General features: G+C 62.8%; 13 protein-coding genes. 5 read left to right on the top strand and 8 right to left on the bottom strand.

Going from position 1 to position 16,398, the window contains the following annotated elements; all coding sequences use genetic code 11:
* Positions 1-14: 14 nt before the first annotated feature.
* Positions 15-395, bottom strand: coding sequence for a diacylglycerol kinase (locus tag G4923_RS18530; RefSeq protein ID WP_106886448.1), 381 nt, complete (start codon positions 393-395; stop codon positions 15-17).
* 141 nt (positions 396-536) lie between these two features.
* On the opposite strand from G4923_RS18530, the gene G4923_RS18525 reads away from it, so the two are divergent.
* The gene (locus tag G4923_RS18525) at positions 537-1,601 is read left to right on the top strand and encodes a 3-deoxy-7-phosphoheptulonate synthase (RefSeq protein ID WP_163137943.1); all 1,065 of its coding nucleotides are present in this window, start codon (positions 537-539) and stop codon (positions 1,599-1,601) included.
* Positions 1,602-1,706: 105 nt separating this feature from the next.
* On the opposite strand, the gene G4923_RS18520 is transcribed toward G4923_RS18525, so the two are convergent.
* The 3 genes from G4923_RS18520 to G4923_RS18510 all read right to left on the bottom strand — a co-directional run bounded on the left by G4923_RS18520 (position 1,707) and on the right by G4923_RS18510 (position 4,322).
* A complete protein-coding gene (locus G4923_RS18520; protein ID WP_163137942.1) occupies positions 1,707-2,492 on the bottom strand; it encodes an ATP-binding cassette domain-containing protein in 786 nt (261 codons plus the stop codon).
* Positions 2,479-3,486, bottom strand: a complete 1,008-nt coding sequence (btuC, locus tag G4923_RS18515; protein WP_163137941.1) for a vitamin B12 ABC transporter permease BtuC — start codon at positions 3,484-3,486, stop codon at positions 2,479-2,481. The genes G4923_RS18520 and btuC overlap by 14 nt, the downstream gene beginning before the upstream one ends.
* A gap of 86 nt (positions 3,487-3,572) precedes the next feature.
* Positions 3,573-4,322 carry a substrate-binding periplasmic protein gene (locus G4923_RS18510; protein WP_163137940.1) on the bottom strand — a complete coding sequence of 250 codons (750 nt, stop codon included), beginning with the start codon at positions 4,320-4,322 and terminating at the stop codon, positions 3,573-3,575.
* A gap of 112 nt (positions 4,323-4,434) precedes the next feature.
* On the opposite strand from G4923_RS18510, the gene G4923_RS18505 reads away from it, so the two are divergent.
* The 3 genes from G4923_RS18505 to glgC all read left to right on the top strand — a co-directional run bounded on the left by G4923_RS18505 (position 4,435) and on the right by glgC (position 7,545).
* Entirely contained in the window at positions 4,435-4,791 is a 357-nt protein-coding gene (locus G4923_RS18505; RefSeq protein ID WP_010675200.1) for a DMT family protein, read from the top strand.
* Positions 4,792-4,846: 55 nt separating this feature from the next.
* A complete protein-coding gene (gene tapW / locus G4923_RS18500; protein WP_139751448.1) occupies positions 4,847-5,986 on the top strand; it encodes a type IVa pilus ATPase TapW in 1,140 nt (379 codons plus the stop codon).
* 287 nt (positions 5,987-6,273) lie between these two features.
* Positions 6,274-7,545, top strand: a complete 1,272-nt coding sequence (glgC, locus tag G4923_RS18495; protein ID WP_111912664.1) for a glucose-1-phosphate adenylyltransferase — start codon at positions 6,274-6,276, stop codon at positions 7,543-7,545.
* 103 nt (positions 7,546-7,648) lie between these two features.
* Here the strand turns inward: glgC and G4923_RS18490 are convergent, their stop codons facing one another.
* Genes G4923_RS18490 through G4923_RS18480 form a run of 3 tightly spaced genes read right to left on the bottom strand, consistent with a single transcriptional unit; the run spans position 7,649 to position 10,429 of the window.
* Positions 7,649-7,891: a FeoC-like transcriptional regulator gene (locus tag G4923_RS18490; protein WP_163137939.1), complete on the bottom strand. Its 243-nt coding sequence runs from the start codon at positions 7,889-7,891 to the stop codon at positions 7,649-7,651.
* Positions 7,892-7,934: 43 nt separating this feature from the next.
* On the bottom strand, positions 7,935-10,205 hold the full coding sequence (gene feoB, locus G4923_RS18485; RefSeq protein WP_163137938.1) for a Fe(2+) transporter permease subunit FeoB: 2,271 nt from the start codon (positions 10,203-10,205) through the stop codon (positions 7,935-7,937).
* Complete coding sequence (locus tag G4923_RS18480; protein WP_025327407.1) at positions 10,202-10,429, bottom strand: FeoA family protein; 228 nt, start codon at positions 10,427-10,429, stop codon at positions 10,202-10,204. The genes feoB and G4923_RS18480 overlap by 4 nt, the downstream gene beginning before the upstream one ends.
* Before the next feature lie 119 nt (positions 10,430-10,548).
* On the opposite strand from G4923_RS18480, the gene G4923_RS18475 reads away from it, so the two are divergent.
* Positions 10,549-10,878, top strand: coding sequence for a translation initiation factor (locus G4923_RS18475; RefSeq protein WP_163137937.1), 330 nt, complete (start codon positions 10,549-10,551; stop codon positions 10,876-10,878).
* 236 nt (positions 10,879-11,114) lie between these two features.
* On the opposite strand, the gene G4923_RS18470 is transcribed toward G4923_RS18475, so the two are convergent.
* Positions 11,115-16,397, bottom strand: a complete 5,283-nt coding sequence (locus G4923_RS18470) for a type I secretion C-terminal target domain-containing protein (RefSeq protein WP_338120474.1) — start codon at positions 16,395-16,397, stop codon at positions 11,115-11,117.
* Between the last annotated feature and the right edge of the window lies 1 nt (position 16,398).

Raw genomic sequence — 16,398 nt, 5'->3', positions numbered from 1 at the left:
GCAAGATATGTGCTCTACCACCACCCCAGCAGATTGCGGCCAATCAAGGCGCCCCACACCAGGGCATTGAGGGCAAGGGCGATAAAGACGGCGGCGGAGCCGAGATCCTTGGCGCGCCCCGACAGCTCATGATGCTCTGAGCCGATGCGATCCACCACAGCCTCTATGGCGGAGTTGAGCACCTCGACGATCACCACCAGCCAGCTGATGCAGATGAGCAGCAGGATCTCGTTGAGGGAGTCGCCGAGCCAGCCAGCCAGCGGCATCAGAGCCAAGACAAGCACCAGCTCCTGACGGAAGGCCGCCTCGTTAATCCAGGCCGATTTGAGACCCTTCATGCTGTAACCGGTTGCGTTGATGATGCGGGTGACCCCGGTCGCGCCTGGCTTTGCCACGATAACTACCTCATTTGAAATGGCTTTTAGGCTCACATCCTATCAGAGCCTCCCAAGGTTTCCATCGGGGGAGTTTTGCTTTATTTTATCCCCTTGCATTTTGGCATCCCGCCCCCCTTATTCACTCGAGAATAGAGTCGTATGTCCATTCACACCGATGAATTGCGCACCCGTCGCCTGGAGTCTCTGATCACTCCGAGCGAGCTGGCGCACGCCTTCCCGTTAAACGACACCGTCGCCCAGAATCTGCTGGATGCCCGCCACGATGTAGAAGCCATTCTGGCCGGTGAGGATCAGCGCCTGCTGGTCATCGTTGGCCCCTGCTCCATCCACGATCCGGCCGCCGCCCGCGAATACGCCCAGCGCCTCAACACCCTGCGCGAGCAATACAAAGAGAGCCTGTGCATAGTGATGCGCACCTACTTCGAGAAGCCGCGCACCATAGTCGGCTGGAAGGGGCTTATCAACGATCCGCGCCTCGACGGCAGTTTCGACGTGAATGAAGGGCTGAAGCTGGCCCGCCAGCTGCTGGTGGACATCAACGAGATGGGCATGCCCACCGCCACCGAATTCCTCGACATGGTGACCGGCCAGTACATCAGCGACCTCATCACCTGGGGCGCCATAGGGGCGCGCACCACAGAATCCCAGGTGCACCGCGAGATGGCCTCCGCCCTCTCCTGCCCGGTGGGCTTCAAGAACGGCACCGACGGCAACACCCGCATCGCCATCGATGCGGTGCGCGCCGCCCGCCACAGCCACATCTTCTATTCCCCGGACAAGGACGGCAAGATGACCATCTACCGCACCGCCGGCAACCCCTATGGCCACGTGATCCTCCGTGGCGGCCACAGGCCCAACTACGACACCGCCAGCATAGACGAGGCCTGTGAGGCACTGGCCGATGTCGGCCTGCCCGAGCGGCTGGTGGTGGATTTCAGCCACGGCAACAGCATGAAGGATCACCGTCGCCAGCTGCTGGTGGCGCAGGATATCTGCGATCAGCTGCGCCGCGGCCGCACCGGCATCGCCGGCATCATGGCCGAGAGCTTCCTGGTGGAAGGGCGTCAGGATGTGGAGAACGGCTGCGCCGTCACCTTCGGTCAGAGCATCACCGATGCCTGCCTGTCGTGGGAAGACACAGAGACCCTGTTGGCCATGCTGGCCGACGCGGCCCAGGTGCGGCTGGACAAGCAGAAAGCCTGAGCAATCCCCCCATGCAAAGGGGCCGGTATCACTGATTCCGGCCCCTTTCTCTTTTCCTCGCATTCTCATCAAGGCACCTGCCGCCCAAGACAGTTTGACCCGTCGTTACAGGCTCGGCATAAACCAGGTGCGGCCGGCCGCCTCGATGCGATCCGTCCTTATCTGGAACACCCGCTCCAGCAAGGCTTCGTCGATGACATCGACGCCCCCCTCGCTCACCACCCGACCCTGTTGCAGGCAGAGGATGCGATCCGCCCAGTCGATGGCCAGGTTGATGTCGTGGATGGCGATCACCACCAACAGACCTTGCCGGGAGAGGCGCTTGAGCAGCCGCAGCAGGGCCAGCTGATGGTGCAGATCCAGCCCCGCCAGGGGCTCGTCCAGCAGCAGCACCCGTCCATCAGTGTTGAGGCCGGGCCACAGTTGCAGCAGGGTGCGGGCGATCAGCACCCGCTGCTGCTCACCGCCGGAGAGGCGGCTGAAGTCCCGCGCCAGCAGGGCATCCAGCTCGAGCGCGGCGCAGATCTCGGCCACCGCCCGACCCTGTGATTCTGGCAGCCCCCCCTCCTCCAGTCCCAGGCTCAGTACCTGGAACACCGGGATATGGAACAGCTGGGGCTGACGCTGGGGCAGCATGGCGCGGCGCCTGGCAAGCTCAGGCCAGCTCAGGTCAGTGAGCACTTCCCCTCCCAGCAGCACGGCGCCTTCGGCGGGCAGAATGCCCGCCAGGGCGCCGAGCAGGGTCGACTTGCCGCTGCCGTTGGGGCCGAGCAGGGCGACCAGCTGGCCCCCGGCCCAGGCGAGATCCAGGGGCGCGAGCCGCGCGGGGATCCCGAGGGCCCGCGCCTCCAGCAACCAGAGGGGATCGGGGGAGGAGTTAACGGGAGACATCGGCATCTTGCCTCAGCAGCAGATAGATAAAGAGCGGCGCCCCGACCGAGGCGGTGATGACGCCAATGGGCAGCTCACCGGCACTAAGGGCCGAGCGCGCCACCAGATCGGCGCCCAGCAGCAGGGCGCCCCCTCCCAGCGCCGAGGCGGGCAGCAGGAAGCGCTGATCGCTGCCGCCGCACAGCCGCAGCAGGTGAGGCACCACCAGGCCGACGAAGCCGATGACACCACACAGGGACACCGCGACCCCGGTGAGCAGGCAGACCGCCAGCACCAGCCGCACCCGCATCCTGTCCACGTTCATCCCCATCAGCCGGGCCTGGGTCTCCCCCAGCAGCAGTTGTTGCAGCGCCCTGCCCTGCCAGCAGAGCCAGCCGAGGGTCAGCGGCAGCACCAGCCACCACCAGCCGAGCTGCTGGCTGCCATAGGAGAGGCTGCCCATCATCCAGAACATGAATTCCCGCAGGGAGCCGTCGTCGGCGAAGTACATCAGCCAGGTCATGGCCGCATTGGTGAGGATGCCGATGGCCACCCCGAACAGCAGCAGCCGGGTATGGCCGAGCCTGGCCCGGCGCGCCAGGTGGATGAGCAGCATGGTCACCACCAGGGCGCCACCAAAGGCCGCGAGCGACAACCCCCAGCCCGGCAGATAGACGCCGAGGGACTTGGCCACCGCCATCGCCACCATGGCGGCGAGGCCAGCCCCGCTCGAGACGCCGAGCAGGCCGGGCTCGGCCACAGGGTTGTGCAGCATCACCTGCAGCACGGCCCCGCCACAGGCGAGCGCCGCCCCCGCCAGCAGGGCCAGCAGGGCGCGCGGCAGGCGCAGCTCCAGCAAGATACGCAGCTCCAGCTCCCCCTGGGGCTGCCAGGGCAGCAGCACGAACTCCCCCAGGGCAAGGGAGAGCAGGAAGAGGGACAGGACCAGCAGCGACAGGGCGAGCAGCCAGTGGCGCTGCCAGCGCTGCTGGCGGTGGATGAGAGCGAGATACACGCGGGATCCCCGAAATGAGACAGGTGCCGCCCCGAACCGGGGGCCAGCAGGAAAGCTGCATGATAACAGCGCGTTACCACCCAAGGTCAAGGCTGGTAAGGCCGTGCCAGCGCCTCTATCTCGCCGCTCTCCACCATGGTCTGCAACGCCTGCGCCAGTGCAGGCCCGAGATCATGGTGGGGTGAGTACTTGCTCATGCCCAGATAGAGCACCACAGGATGGGGCGGACGATAGTCCGCCTTGATGAGACCGGCGTCGTTGCGCTGGCTCAGGGCGTAATCCACCTGGCAGTCGGTGCCTATCATCAGGGGCAGATGGCCCCGCTCCACCATGCGCTGCAACTGATCCTCGGTGGGCACCCCGTGCTTGTCGAGCTGGCCGTCGTCGTCGAAGGGGGCGAAATAGGCGGAGTTGAGCACATAGCCTATCTCCCTGCCGCGCAGATCCTCGTAGGTTTTCAGGGTGGCCACCGCCGCCGCCTTGCCGTAGAAGGCTGGCCGGCACTGGTAATAGGCAGGTTGCAGGTAATCGATGAAGGCCGCCCGCTCCGGGGTGTGGGCCAACCCTATCATCAAGTCCGCCTGACCTGTCTGCATCTGCTTGAGTGCCCGTCCCCAGGGCACCCGCTTGAGGGTGAGCGCTATGCCGCTGCGAGCCTGCAACTGGCGCAGAATGTCGATATCCAGACCATGGAACTCGTCGTTCTGCGCCAGCATGCGAAACGGGGGCCAGACATCGGTCACCACCGTCAGGGTTGGCGCGCCGTTTGCCATAGCGGTAACGGGCGTCATACAGGCAAACAACAGACAAAGCACTCCCCAGCTTGTCTTGCCCATCCAGTTTCAACCTTCTGTTGTCACATCCTTGTGGGTTAAAAATACCCTCATGTGCCACTTATGAAAACCCATGGAGTCGAGATAAAATGCATTGATTTCAAAGGAGAACCTAATGAACCCTATCATGACCAGTATCGGTCTGCTGATCTGCAGCAACGTCTTCATGACCTTCGCCTGGTATGCCCATCTCAAGAGCATGAACCACAAACCCTGGATCATCGCCGCCCTGGTGAGTTGGGGTATCGCCCTGTTCGAGTACCTGTTGCAGGTGCCCGCCAACCGCATCGGCCACACCGTGCTCTCGGTCGGTCAGCTCAAGATACTGCAGGAGGTGATCACCCTCACCGTGTTCGTCCCCTTCTCCATCTTCTATCTGAAAGAGGACCTGAAGTGGGACTACCTCTGGGCCGGCCTGTGCATCCTGGGCGCGGTGTTTTTTGTGTTTCGCGAGAAACTGACCGGTGCCTGAGGCTGTACACTCAAGCACATTGCTCCCCCTATTTCTTTGAGTGACGAGGCAACACATGGAATTGCGAGACATGCTACAGATCCTGGCCAAGCAGGATGGCTCCGACCTCTATCTCTCCACAGGGGCGCCCCCCTGCGCCAAGTTCAACGGCGCCCTTAGCCCCCTGAACGAGGTGCCGCTCGAGCCGGGCGAGGTGGCCAGGATAGCCGCCGAGCTCATGGACTCGGAGCAGAAGCAGCAGTTCGAGAAGGAGCTGGAGATGAACCTCGCCATCTCCCTGCCCCAGATAGGCCGCTTTCGGGTCAACATCTTCAAGCAGCGCAACGAGGTCTCCCTGGTGGCGCGCAACATCAAGACAGAGATCCCCCGCTTCGAAGACTTGAAGCTTCCCCCCGTGCTGCTCGATACCATCATGGAGAAGCGCGGTCTGGTGCTCTTCGTCGGCGGCACCGGCTCGGGCAAATCCACTTCGCTCGCGGCCCTCATCGACCATCGCAACCGCAACAGCGGCGGCCACATCATCACCATCGAGGATCCGGTGGAGTTCGTCCATCGCCACCGCAAGAGCATCATCAACCAGCGGGAGGTGGGGGTGGATACCCGCAGCTTCCACGCGGCCCTGAAGAACACCCTGCGCCAAGCGCCGGACGTCATCCTCATCGGTGAAATTCGCGACCGGGAGACCATGGAGCATGCGCTGGCCTTCTCCGAGACCGGGCATCTGGCCATCTCCACCCTGCACGCCAACAACGCCAACCAGGCGCTGGACCGCATCATCAACTTCTTCCCCGAGGAGCGCCGCCCCCAGCTGCTCAACGATCTTGGCAACAACCTCAAGGCCTTCGTCTCCCAGCGGCTGGTGAAGACCACAGACGGCGGCCGCCGGGCGGCGGTGGAGGTCATGCTCGGCACCCACACCATTCGCGATCTCATCAAGCGCGGCGAGTTTGGCGGCCTCAAGGAGATCATGGAGAAATCCAGGGCCCTCGGCATGGTCACCTTCGACAGCACCCTGTTCGATCTGGTGGTGGAGGGGGTGATAGACGAAGAAGAGGCGGTCAAGAACGCAGATTCCCAGAACAACCTGCGCCTCAAGATCAAGCTGTGGAGAGAGAAGGGGCAGATAGGCAACAGTGCGGCGGCCAGCGGCTGGAGCCTGGAGCCCACCAAGGATGATAACAACGATCTCTTCTAGTCAGGCGCCCCCTCCCCCGCAACACCCGGCCGCCCTCGCGGCCGGGTGTTCGATAAGAGCACGGCAGCCCCCCTTCGCTCTGCCCTCTGCCCTCTGCCCTCTGCCCTCTGCCCTCTGCCCTCTGCCCAGCATTCGACCACAAACCTAGCCATCTTCCTGATTGGCAATGGCGCTCGCTCACATAAATGACAAAAAAATCAATTTGAATCCCCTGCTGATTGAAAGCCCTTTCAAACAGGCCTCAAAAGAGGCACCATTGAGGAGGTATATCAATAAAGGGGTATTCAATGTTGTTACAACCAGCCAACACAGCAAGGTCCAGGCAGTTATTGAACGAGACCATGGCGTTGGTGTTAGCCGGGGGGCGAGGCAGTCGGCTCCAGCAGCTGACGGACAGCAGGGCAAAACCGGCCGTTCATTTTGGTGGCAAGTTCCGCATCATCGACTTCGTTCTCTCCAACTGCATCAACTCCGGGATCCGCCGGATCGGCGTGGTCACCCAGTACAAGTCCCACAGTCTGCTGCGTCACCTGCAGTCGGGCTGGTCCTTCCTGCGCTACCAGATGAACGAATTCATCGAATTGCTGCCGGCCCAGCAGCGCATTGACGAGGTCAGCTGGTATCGCGGCACCGCCGATGCCGTCTACCAGAACATGGACATCATTCGCGAGCACGGCCCCAAATATGTGGTGGTGCTGGCGGGGGATCACATCTACAAGATGGATTACGCCGCCATGCTGCTCGATCACGTCAACCTGGGCAGCCGGGTGACGGTGGCCTGCATCGAGGTGCCGCGCCAGGAGGCCAGCGCCTTTGGCGTGATGGCGGTGGATGAGAGCCGCAAGATCAACGCCTTCGTCGAGAAGCCCGCCGACCCGCCCGCCATGCCGGGCAAACCCGACACAGCGCTGGCCTCCATGGGGGTCTACATCTTCGACGCCGACTACCTCTATCAGCTGCTGGAAGAGGATCTTGCCAACGAGCAGTCCCACCACGACTTTGGCATGGACGTGATCCCGCGGGTGGTCAAGGAGGGTACCGCCTATGCCCATCCGTTCAGCCTCTCCTGCGTCGGCTGCTGCCCGCAGAAGCGCCCCTACTGGCGCGATGTGGGCACTGTGGACTCCTTCTGGGAGGCGAACATGGATCTCGCCTCTGTGACGCCAGAGCTCGACATCTACGATCAGGACTGGCCCATCTGGACCAGCCAGAAGATGACGGCCCCCGCCAAGTTCGTGCAGGATCAGAACGGCCAGCACGGCATGACCATCAACTCCCTGTTCGCCGGCGGCACCATAGTCAGCGGCTCCTTCATAGTGAGCTCCGTGCTGTTCAACAACGTGCGGGTCGACTCCTTCTGCACCCTGGATCAGGCGGTGATCTTCCCCGGGGTCGAGATAGGGGCCGGTTGCCGGTTGCGCCGGGTGGTGATCGACAAGGGCTGCCGGTTGCCGGAAGGGCTGGTGGTGGGGGAAAACGCCTGCGAGGATGCCCGCCGCTTCTACCGCTCCGAGCAGGGCATAGTGCTGGTCACCCAGGAGATGCTGGCCAGGCTGTGATGGCCACATCTGCCCGCCCCGCCTATCGGCAGCAGACGCAAAAAAGAGACCCGCCAATGGCGGGTCTCTTGTTGTCAGATAACGCTCTCAGGCGGCAGCGCGTTCAGCGCCGCTGTACCAGGCCGATCCGGCCGGGTTCGCACCACTCGAACATCACCTCCTCGCTCTTGCCGCAGCAACTGCCGCCGCACACCCGGGTCTCCCGCTTGGTGACGCGGCCCTTGCGCATCCAGACGCCGAGCATGGCCTCCACCGCATCCTCCGAGGTGTGGAAGTGGCGGGCCAGATCCCGCCGGCTCACCTTCTGCTGCGCCGCCAGATAATCACCCAGCTCTCGCAATATCATGGCGTGACCTCCCCTTGATGGGTCCATCTCCTCTCTTGCGCCGTCACAGGGTCACCACCTTGCGGGCGACTATGTCCCCGTGGCGGCGGCCGAACCACCACAGCAGCACCAGGGAGAGCCCGTAGCTCAGGGTCCAGAGCAGGCTCTGCTCGGGGTGAGCGGCAAAGGTCGCCAGCTGATAGAAGAGGGTGGCGCACATGAAGGCCATGTAGTTGCACCAGGCGGCGGTGAACAGGGCCCACTGGCGGCCGGTCTCCCGCACCAAGGCGCCCATGGCGGCGGCACAGGGCATGTAGAGCAGCACGAACAGCAGGTAGGCGAAGGCACCGGCCGCCCCGTCGAAGTGGGTCTGCATGTTGCCGTAGGTGGAGGTATCCACCTCCTGGGCCTCGGCGGCCGCCTGCTGATCCGCCAGCTCCCCGACCTTGAGCCCCATGGGATCGGCGGGATCTATGTCCGCCAGGTTGGCGGGAATGGTGGCCAGCGCCTCCTTCAGGCTCCCGAGCAGGGAGTATTCACTCTCCTCCTCGTCACCGGCGCTGCCGGCATAGAGGCTGTTGAGGGTGGCCACTACCGCCTCCTTGGCGAAGATGCCGGTGAGGATGCCGACCGTGGCCTGCCAGTTCTCCTCCCGGATCCCGATGGGATGCAGCACTGGGGTCACCGACTGGCTGATCTTGCTCAGCACAGAGTTTTCCTGATCCTGGTTGCCGAAGCTGCCGTCGGTACCCAGCGAATTGAGCACGCTCAGCACCGCCACCATCAGCACTATGGTCTTGCCCGCGCCGAAGATGAAGGCCTTGAGTTTTTGCCAGGTACGCAGCCCCACGTCCACCGGACGGGGCCACTCGTAGTCCGGCATCTCCATCACCATGGAGTCGCTCTTGCCCGGCAGCAGGGTGCTGCGCAGGAAGAGGCCGGTGAGCACGGCCACCAGTATGCCGAGCAGGTAGAGGCCGAACACCAGGTTCTGGCCCGATTCGGGGAAGAAGGCCACCGCAAACAGGGCATAGACCGGCAGCCGGGCGCCGCAGGACATGAAGGGCGCCATGGCCGAGGTCATCAGCCTCTCGCGCTCCGACCCCAGAGTGCGGGTCGCCATCACCGCGGGCACTGTGCAGCCAAAGCCCATCAGCATGGGGACGAAGGCCTTGCCGGGCAGCCCAAGGCGGCGCATCAGGGCATCCACCACGAAGGCGGCGCGGGCCAGGTAGCCCGAGCTCTCCAGCACGGCGAGGAACAGGAAGAGGCAGCCCACCACGGGGATGAAGGTCGCCACCGTCTGCAGACCGGCGCCGACGCCGTCCGCCAGCACGGCCCCCAGCCAGTCGGGTGCCGACACCAGCCCCAGCAGGTGATGCACCCCGTCCACGAACAGGGCGCCCCCCAGGATATCGAAGAAGTCGATGAAGGCGCTGCCCACCTTGATGGCGAACATGAACATCAGGTACATCACCAGCAGGAAGAAGGGGATGCCCACCCAGCGGTTGAGCAGCACCCTGTCCAGCCGCTCGCTCTGGGCGACGGTGAGCTTGTCCTGATGGCGGCACGCCTGCTGACACCAGTGGTGGATGTGGCCGTAGCGCAAGTCAGCCAGTTGCAGATCTATGTCCTGGGCGTGGTGGGCACGGCTCACCACGTTGTCGGCCGCCGCCTGCTGACCCGCCGCCAGGGTCTCCTGCATGACAACGTCCTCCTCCAGCAGACGCAGGGCACGGCCGCGGTCACTGAGGTGGTGGGGGGCGAGCAGGGTCTCAAGCTCGGCGATGTCGGCTTCCAGCGGCTGACCGTAATCGAGCACCAGGGCGGGCTGGGGCTGGCCGATGAACTGGTGGATCTGCTCCTTGAAGGCCGCCACCTGCTGGCGATTGTGGGCCGAGAGCGACACCACGGGGCAACCGAGCGCCTGGCCAAGCAGCCCCTCGTCTATGGTGATGCGGCGCTTTTGCAGCAGATCCATCTTGTTGAGCACCACCACCATGGGCAGGCCCAGCTCCCGCAGTTGCAGGGTGAGATAGAGGGAGCGCTCCAGATTGGCGGCGTCGATGACGTTGAGCAGCAAATCCGGCTGCTGGCCCTGCACGAAGCGGCTGGCGATCTGCTCGTCCAGGCTCGCCTCCTGATTGGCCAGGGAGTAGATACCGGGCAAGTCCACCAGGGTGTAATCCTGCCCCTTGGCGGAAAACTCGCCCATCTTCTTGTCGACGGTGACCCCGCTCCAGTTGCCCACCTGCTGGCGGGCACCGGTCAGGGCGTTGAACAGGGACGTCTTGCCGCTGTTGGGGTTGCCTACGGTTACCAGGGAGTAGTTCATACCGGTTCGACCTCGATTTGCTGGGCCAGGCTCTTTTGCATGGAGAGGCAGATGCCCTGGCACTGGATCTGAAGCGGGTCCCCCAGGGGGGCCGCCCGCAGATAGAGGATCTCGGTCTGGGGCAAGAGCCCCATCACCATCAGCTTGCGTCGCAAGGTACGGCCAAGATGGTTCATGTTCTTGATGCGAGCACGCTGCCCCGGCGACAACTCTGTGAGTACCATGACGGGCTCCTGAAGTTAAACAAGAATAATTCGCTTTTAGTGGGAGGATTATAAGCTGTGCCCTCAACATTTATTTGCGTAAAATCAAACTCCGCTTAGCTAACCGACAAAGTATTGCCATGAGTCACGACAACAACAGCCGCCTGGTCTACAGCACGGACGGCGGCATGATCAAGGAATCCACCCCCACCCAGAGCGCCTCCCCCTTCCCCGCCGACGGGGTCGTGCGCATCCGCCGCGAGACCAAGGGTCGCAAGGGCGCCGGTGTCATCAGCATCCACGGCGTGCCAGCCGACCAGCAGAAAACCATCGCCACCCTGCTCAAGAAGAAGTGCGGTACCGGAGGCGGCCTCAAGGAGGGGATCATCGAGATCCAGGGGGACAAACGGGACCTTATCAAGGCCGAGCTGGAGAAGGCCGGCTTTCAAGTCAAGCTGGTGGGCGGGTGATCCCTGCCTGACACTCTCCCTTGCCGGATCGATGGTTGAGGGGGCAGGGAGCTCGGCAAGACTTCGAAACCTGGCCAGTTGCTATGGTCGGGTCTATTGAGGTGCAGCCCGGGCCTTGGCACTCCCGGTGTTCCCCCTCCCTGGCGAGCACGTCGCCCCCACTTTTATCGCCGGGCAATGGGGGAGATAAAAAAGCGGCGGAATGACCCGCCGCTTCCCTACCCGTCTCTTCCTGCTTACGGGTTATCGATATCAAGCCTGTGGTTGCTCAGCATGTAGTCGATCACCTGGGAGGCCGTGCTGCTTGCATCCCCTGTCAGGGAGCCGAAGGTGTGATTCATCAGCACTATATCCTGCGCCACCTGATGGGTGGTGGTGTCCTGCACCTGCAGATGGATCCCGTCCGTCTCCTGCACCATGGAGAGCAGGCTCTTCAGAGAGTCCATCGTCTGGCTGCCATCCTGATCCAGCAGATCACTCAAGTCCAGCCTGTCGCCCTCCCCCTGATTGAAGTCAGCCACATAGTCCCGGGTCACCTTGCCAGCCTCGAGGTCCCCCTGCAGCCAGGCGAACGTGTCAGCGCCACCGCTGCCGTGCAACAGGTCGCTCCCTGCCCTGCCCACCAGGATGTCGTTGCCAGCCCCTCCCTGCAGATCGTCGTCCTCCATGGTGCCGATCAGGGTACCGCTGGCGGCGCCACCATAGCCGACCTTGACGCTGCCATCCGCCTCCCCGGCCAGCTGGAAGTCCCCCTCCGAGTAGTGGCCAAGCAGGCGGAGTGCGGCACTCTGGGTACCGTCGCTCACCGTCAGCAAGCCGCCGGTGCCATCGGCACTGGCACTGTAGCTGAGCCGGGTGTCGGCGCCGAAGATCAGATCGCTCAGCAGCAGCCCGTCCTCCTGCTCCAGGCCGAGGATGGTGCCAAGCGACATGGCATCATCCGCCTCGACCGCCAGGGTGCCCGCCCCGTCACCGTGGAAGGCCACGCTGCCAAGCCGGGCTGCCCCGCCGAAGGCGAGGGTCGCATCGCCGTCGATGGTGGCACTGCCGCCGCCCGTCACATCCCCAAGCAGGCGCAGATCGCCACCGTTGGCCCACAGGTGTCCGCTGTTATCCAGCGCGCTGGTCACCGTCATGCCCCCCGCCCCCGTCGCTGCCAGGGTACCGCTGTTGTCGATGACGTTGTTGCCGCTATCCAGCAGCAGGGCATGCAGGCCGTTGGCCAGGATAAGGCCCGCATTCGCCAGCATCAGCTGCCCGCCACCCAGCTGGCCGGCGCCCGAGATGGTGTTGTTCTCGTTCACCAGGCGTGATTGCGGCGTGCTGCCGACGATCAGGTTGGTCGGGCTGTCGGACAGCACCACCTGACCACCGCCGCGCAGAGTGAGGTGCTCGACCAGCACCTCCAGGCGGGTGTCCCGTCCCTGTGAGTCGAGCACCAGGCTGCCGCTGTTGTCGAGGAAGCCCCCCAGCGGCAGCATGGCGCCATCGTGCAGTATCATGGTGCCGCTGTTGCTCATCTCGGGGGCCAGGTCGAACACGAAGTTCGCCGCCCCCAGCGCCCCGGCATCCACCCCGCGCAAGGTGATGCTGGAGTCCGGGCCCAGGGTGATGACGGCATTGCCCTGACCATCGCCTGCGATCTGCAGACTGGTGAAGTCCAGACCTGCACCAAACCCAATCAGATCCAGCCGGTCGGCCGCCACATCGAAGCCATAGACCTGGTTGTGGGCTATGGGCTGGGCGAACACAAAGGTATCGGCACCGGACGAGCCGCTGAGGTTGTCATCCTGGGACAACGCAAAGATCGGCGAGCCGGGGGCGTAGGCTTCGACATTGTCCAGCAAGGTGGCATGGCCTTCGCTGCCATCGGCGTTGGTCCAGCTCATGCTCACCGGAAGCACCATGGCACCGGCAAAATCAGCAGCCGTGGTCACGGTGAGACTGCTTGGATCATCGGTGACCACGGTCCAACTGCCGTCGCCGTTGTCGGTGCCACCGCTGATGGACCAGCCGACGGGGACACCGCTGACGGTGACCGTGAGGTCGCCAGCGGCATCAGTCGGCTCGGTCAAAGCGAGGTTGATCGGTGATCCAGCTACACCTGCGGGTGCAACCACTGGGCTGCTGTAGACATCGATATCGTCTTCATCGATTGCGTTGAGTTGCGCCAGGGTGGTGATGTTGTTCAGCGTTGCCACCTGAACGCGGTTGGCCGTGTCATTCCAGTTCGTGTCGAACCAGATCTCACCCCGATCCAGTTCGTCATTGAACACTATGACATAGGTGTTGGTGGCGTCATCACCTGCATCCGCCGCGAGAATATCGGCACTGGCAATACCAGCAGCACTGATCCGCACGACTTGGTTGTCATCGCTGCTCTGTATTGCAGCAAAGCTTGCTCGGGCATCGAAGTCGGATCCACTCAACGTATTGCCGTCCGTATCTCCACTGGTGTTGCCAAAGTTGACGCTGCCGCTGCCTGTAGAGCCATTATCGAGAAATGCAATCTCGTCCGTGCCATCGACATAATCGACAATGGTGTCATTGCCGCCATTGGTCTGTAGGCGGAACTGATCGCTACCGCTGCCCCCCATTAAGGTATCGTTGCCTGAGCCGCCATTGATGCGGTCACCTCCTGAGCCGCCGGTGATGCTATCTGCCCCTGTGGAGCCGGAAACGGTGAAGCCCTCGCTCTGATTGCTAAGATTCAGAGTCGCAGCAACCGTCAAGACCACACTCTCGACATTGACGATCTGCGAATCGCTGCTGCTGGTGAAGTGGGCGTTGATCTGCAAGGTGTCGGTTCCATTGCCGCCGTTCAATACCTTGTCGTTATCCGCGCCGACCAGCTTGTCATTGCCGGAGTTGCCAATCAGGTAATCCGCTCCTGCGCCACCGTTGAGCGTAGTGTCCGAAGACTGGTCGGCGACGATAATCGAGTCCCCGCTGCCAGTGGCGCTCAGGGTGAAGGTGCCGGTGTTGTTATTGTCGAATGCGATCGAGACGGTCGCGCTACTGGCCGAGCCATCGGTCGCATTGACCAGGAAGCTGCCGTCCAGCGTGCCGTTGTCGTCGATAGTGATAGTGCCGGCTGTGCCAACGTTACCTGCTCCCAGGCTAGTCCCAGAGGCATCATCCAGCCCGGAGCTTTCCTGCACGGTATTGATGCCGATTGCCGATCCCTCCGGGTCGGAGAAATAGGCCGCCAGCGCCGCTTCGGTAAAACTGACCGAGCCGCTGCCGGAGTTGCTGATAATGGTCAGCAAGCCTCCTGAAGCCGCGAAAACTGGGGCATCATTCACCGCCGTCACGTCGAAGATCGCCGTATCGGTCGCCGTCGAGTAGGCGGTGCTGCCACCGTTCACAGTAGTGTCGGCGATGCCGCCATCAGTGCCTGCTGTCTGATCCCAGGCCCGGAAAGTGATGCTGGCGCTGCCGTCGTAGTCGGCGTAAGGCCTGAAATAAAGCCGGTTGTCAACGTCCGCGGCCAGCAACCGGGCCGCGCCGCCAGTGGGTATGCCCAGCAGAAGCCAGTTCGTGCCGCCATCGAGCGAGTAGTACCAGGTGCCGTTGGCCGCATCGGCGGCGGTGACTGCGATGCCCGTCACCGGACCGCTATCTACATCGGATACGTTGTTGTTGCCTCCCGCTGGCGGGTTGAAATCCACCAAGCTCGACACCAGTGTGCCCACGCCCCCCGCGGGTGCAACGGCATCCTCTGCAACTGCAGTTCCGGTCGGGGTGGCCGCTGTATTCAGCACTGGCGCATCATTCACCGCGAGTAGGTCGAGCGTCACTGTATCACTGTCCGTTTGCGTGCTACCCGTACCTGTGGCGCCGCCATCGCTCGACGTCACTGTGAGGATGACATCCGCCGTGGCGTTGGCCACCGGTGTATAAGTCACACCCTGGGCCGGATTGGCCAGGAAGGCGTTAATCGCCGTGAGCGTCCCGGTCAGGGTGATGGCGGTTGCCGAGCCTCCGATCGTGACGCCGCCCGCACTCAACGCGGAAAGCGCACCGCTGCTGCCCGGGATGGATAGCGTTACGGTAAGGTTGGAACCACCGATGTCGGTATCCGAGACGGAGATGCCGGTGAGCTTGGTTGCCGTGTCTTCGGTCACCGAGATCGACGTCGGTACCGAGTTCACCGGTGCATCGTTGACTGCGACGATATTCACAGTGACATCGCCAGCCGCCGACAAGGCGCCGCCGCTGCCCTGAGCACCGCTGTTGCCGTCGCTGAACACATAGTGGATCTGCACGGATGCCGGCGGTGTGGTGTTGGTGTTGGCATAGGCAAGGCTTTGCAGCACCCCATCGGCCACTCCGCTGGTGGCGTTGCCGTTGAAGGTGATGGCCAGCATGCCGCCTGATTGCGTATAGGCACCGACGTTGGTGCCGTTGTAAATGACGTTGCCACCGCTCAGGGACAGCAAGCCGTTGCCCGAGAAGACGTCGTAGGCGTTGGCTCCGCCATTTCGCGACAGCGTCAGCGTTGCTCCGGCGTAGTTGTTCGCCGCGTCGAGTTCCAGGTCGCTCAGCGCCGCGCCACTATCAAGAAGTACCGCGGCCCCGCCCTCTGTGTAGGTAGGAGTGTTCGATATGACATAGGCCACGTTGACGTTGTCGATGTAAACAAAATCGCCCTCCGTCAGGCTGTTCAAGCCGGCACTTGCAACAATCCGGACTACGGTCGTAGCGGAGATGTACGCCGAGATATCAATGCTAGAGCTCAGGAATGATGCGTCGTTCCCAGCACCTGCAAGGGTTTGCACCGTGGTGAAGTTGGCGCCATTGTCGCTGGAGACCTGCACAAGCACCTGATCGCCGGCGTTATCCAAGTCTACACGACGATAGTCGAAACTCAGGGTTGCTGACTCTGCTCCACTCAGATTCACCGTGCGCTGGATGGAGTCGTCCGCATTGTCGATGGCGCCGACGCTGTCACCGAACTGCAGAGCCATGGCTCCGCTAACGTTGACAATACGGATATCCCCAGCTGTGGCATTCGTAGCTTCGCCGTTCTCCGTCCAGTTGTTTGCCCAGTTTGTGCTCCCGTCATTGTTGTTGTAGGCCGTTGCGCTGAACTCATCACGAACGTTGTAACTGTTTGTGGTGGGAGACAATTCTATGCTCGGGCTGTCGTTCACTGCGGTGACATTCAGGGTCAGAGCGTACTCGCTGGTGCTGAACACGGCACCGTCGCTCACCTTGAAGCCGACGGTGCCGTATGGGCTGCCGTTCTCGTTGCCATCCGGCACGAAACGCAGCTTGCCTCCCGAGATGTCTGCTGCGCTGATCACCTGATCCGCCGTAACCCCGACCCAGTTGCTGCCATTGAAGAACTCGAGGCTGCCGTTGTTTTCCAGGGTGGTGATTTTCACTGCGGCAATGGCACTGCCTTCCGCGTCGGCGTAACTGCCAAAGTCCAACAGCGAGAGGAGAATCGCCGTGCCTTCGTCCGTGGTCACGCTGTCATTGGTCGAGACCGGGGCGTCGTTGGTACCGGTGATG

Origin of the sequence: Aeromonas rivipollensis (assembly GCF_010974825.1) — a bacterium.
In the GTDB taxonomy this organism is placed as follows: Bacteria; Pseudomonadota; Gammaproteobacteria; order Enterobacterales; family Aeromonadaceae; genus Aeromonas; species Aeromonas rivipollensis.
The sequence above is the reverse complement of the archived record's forward strand: the minus strand, read 5'-3'. Positions and strand labels throughout refer to the sequence as shown.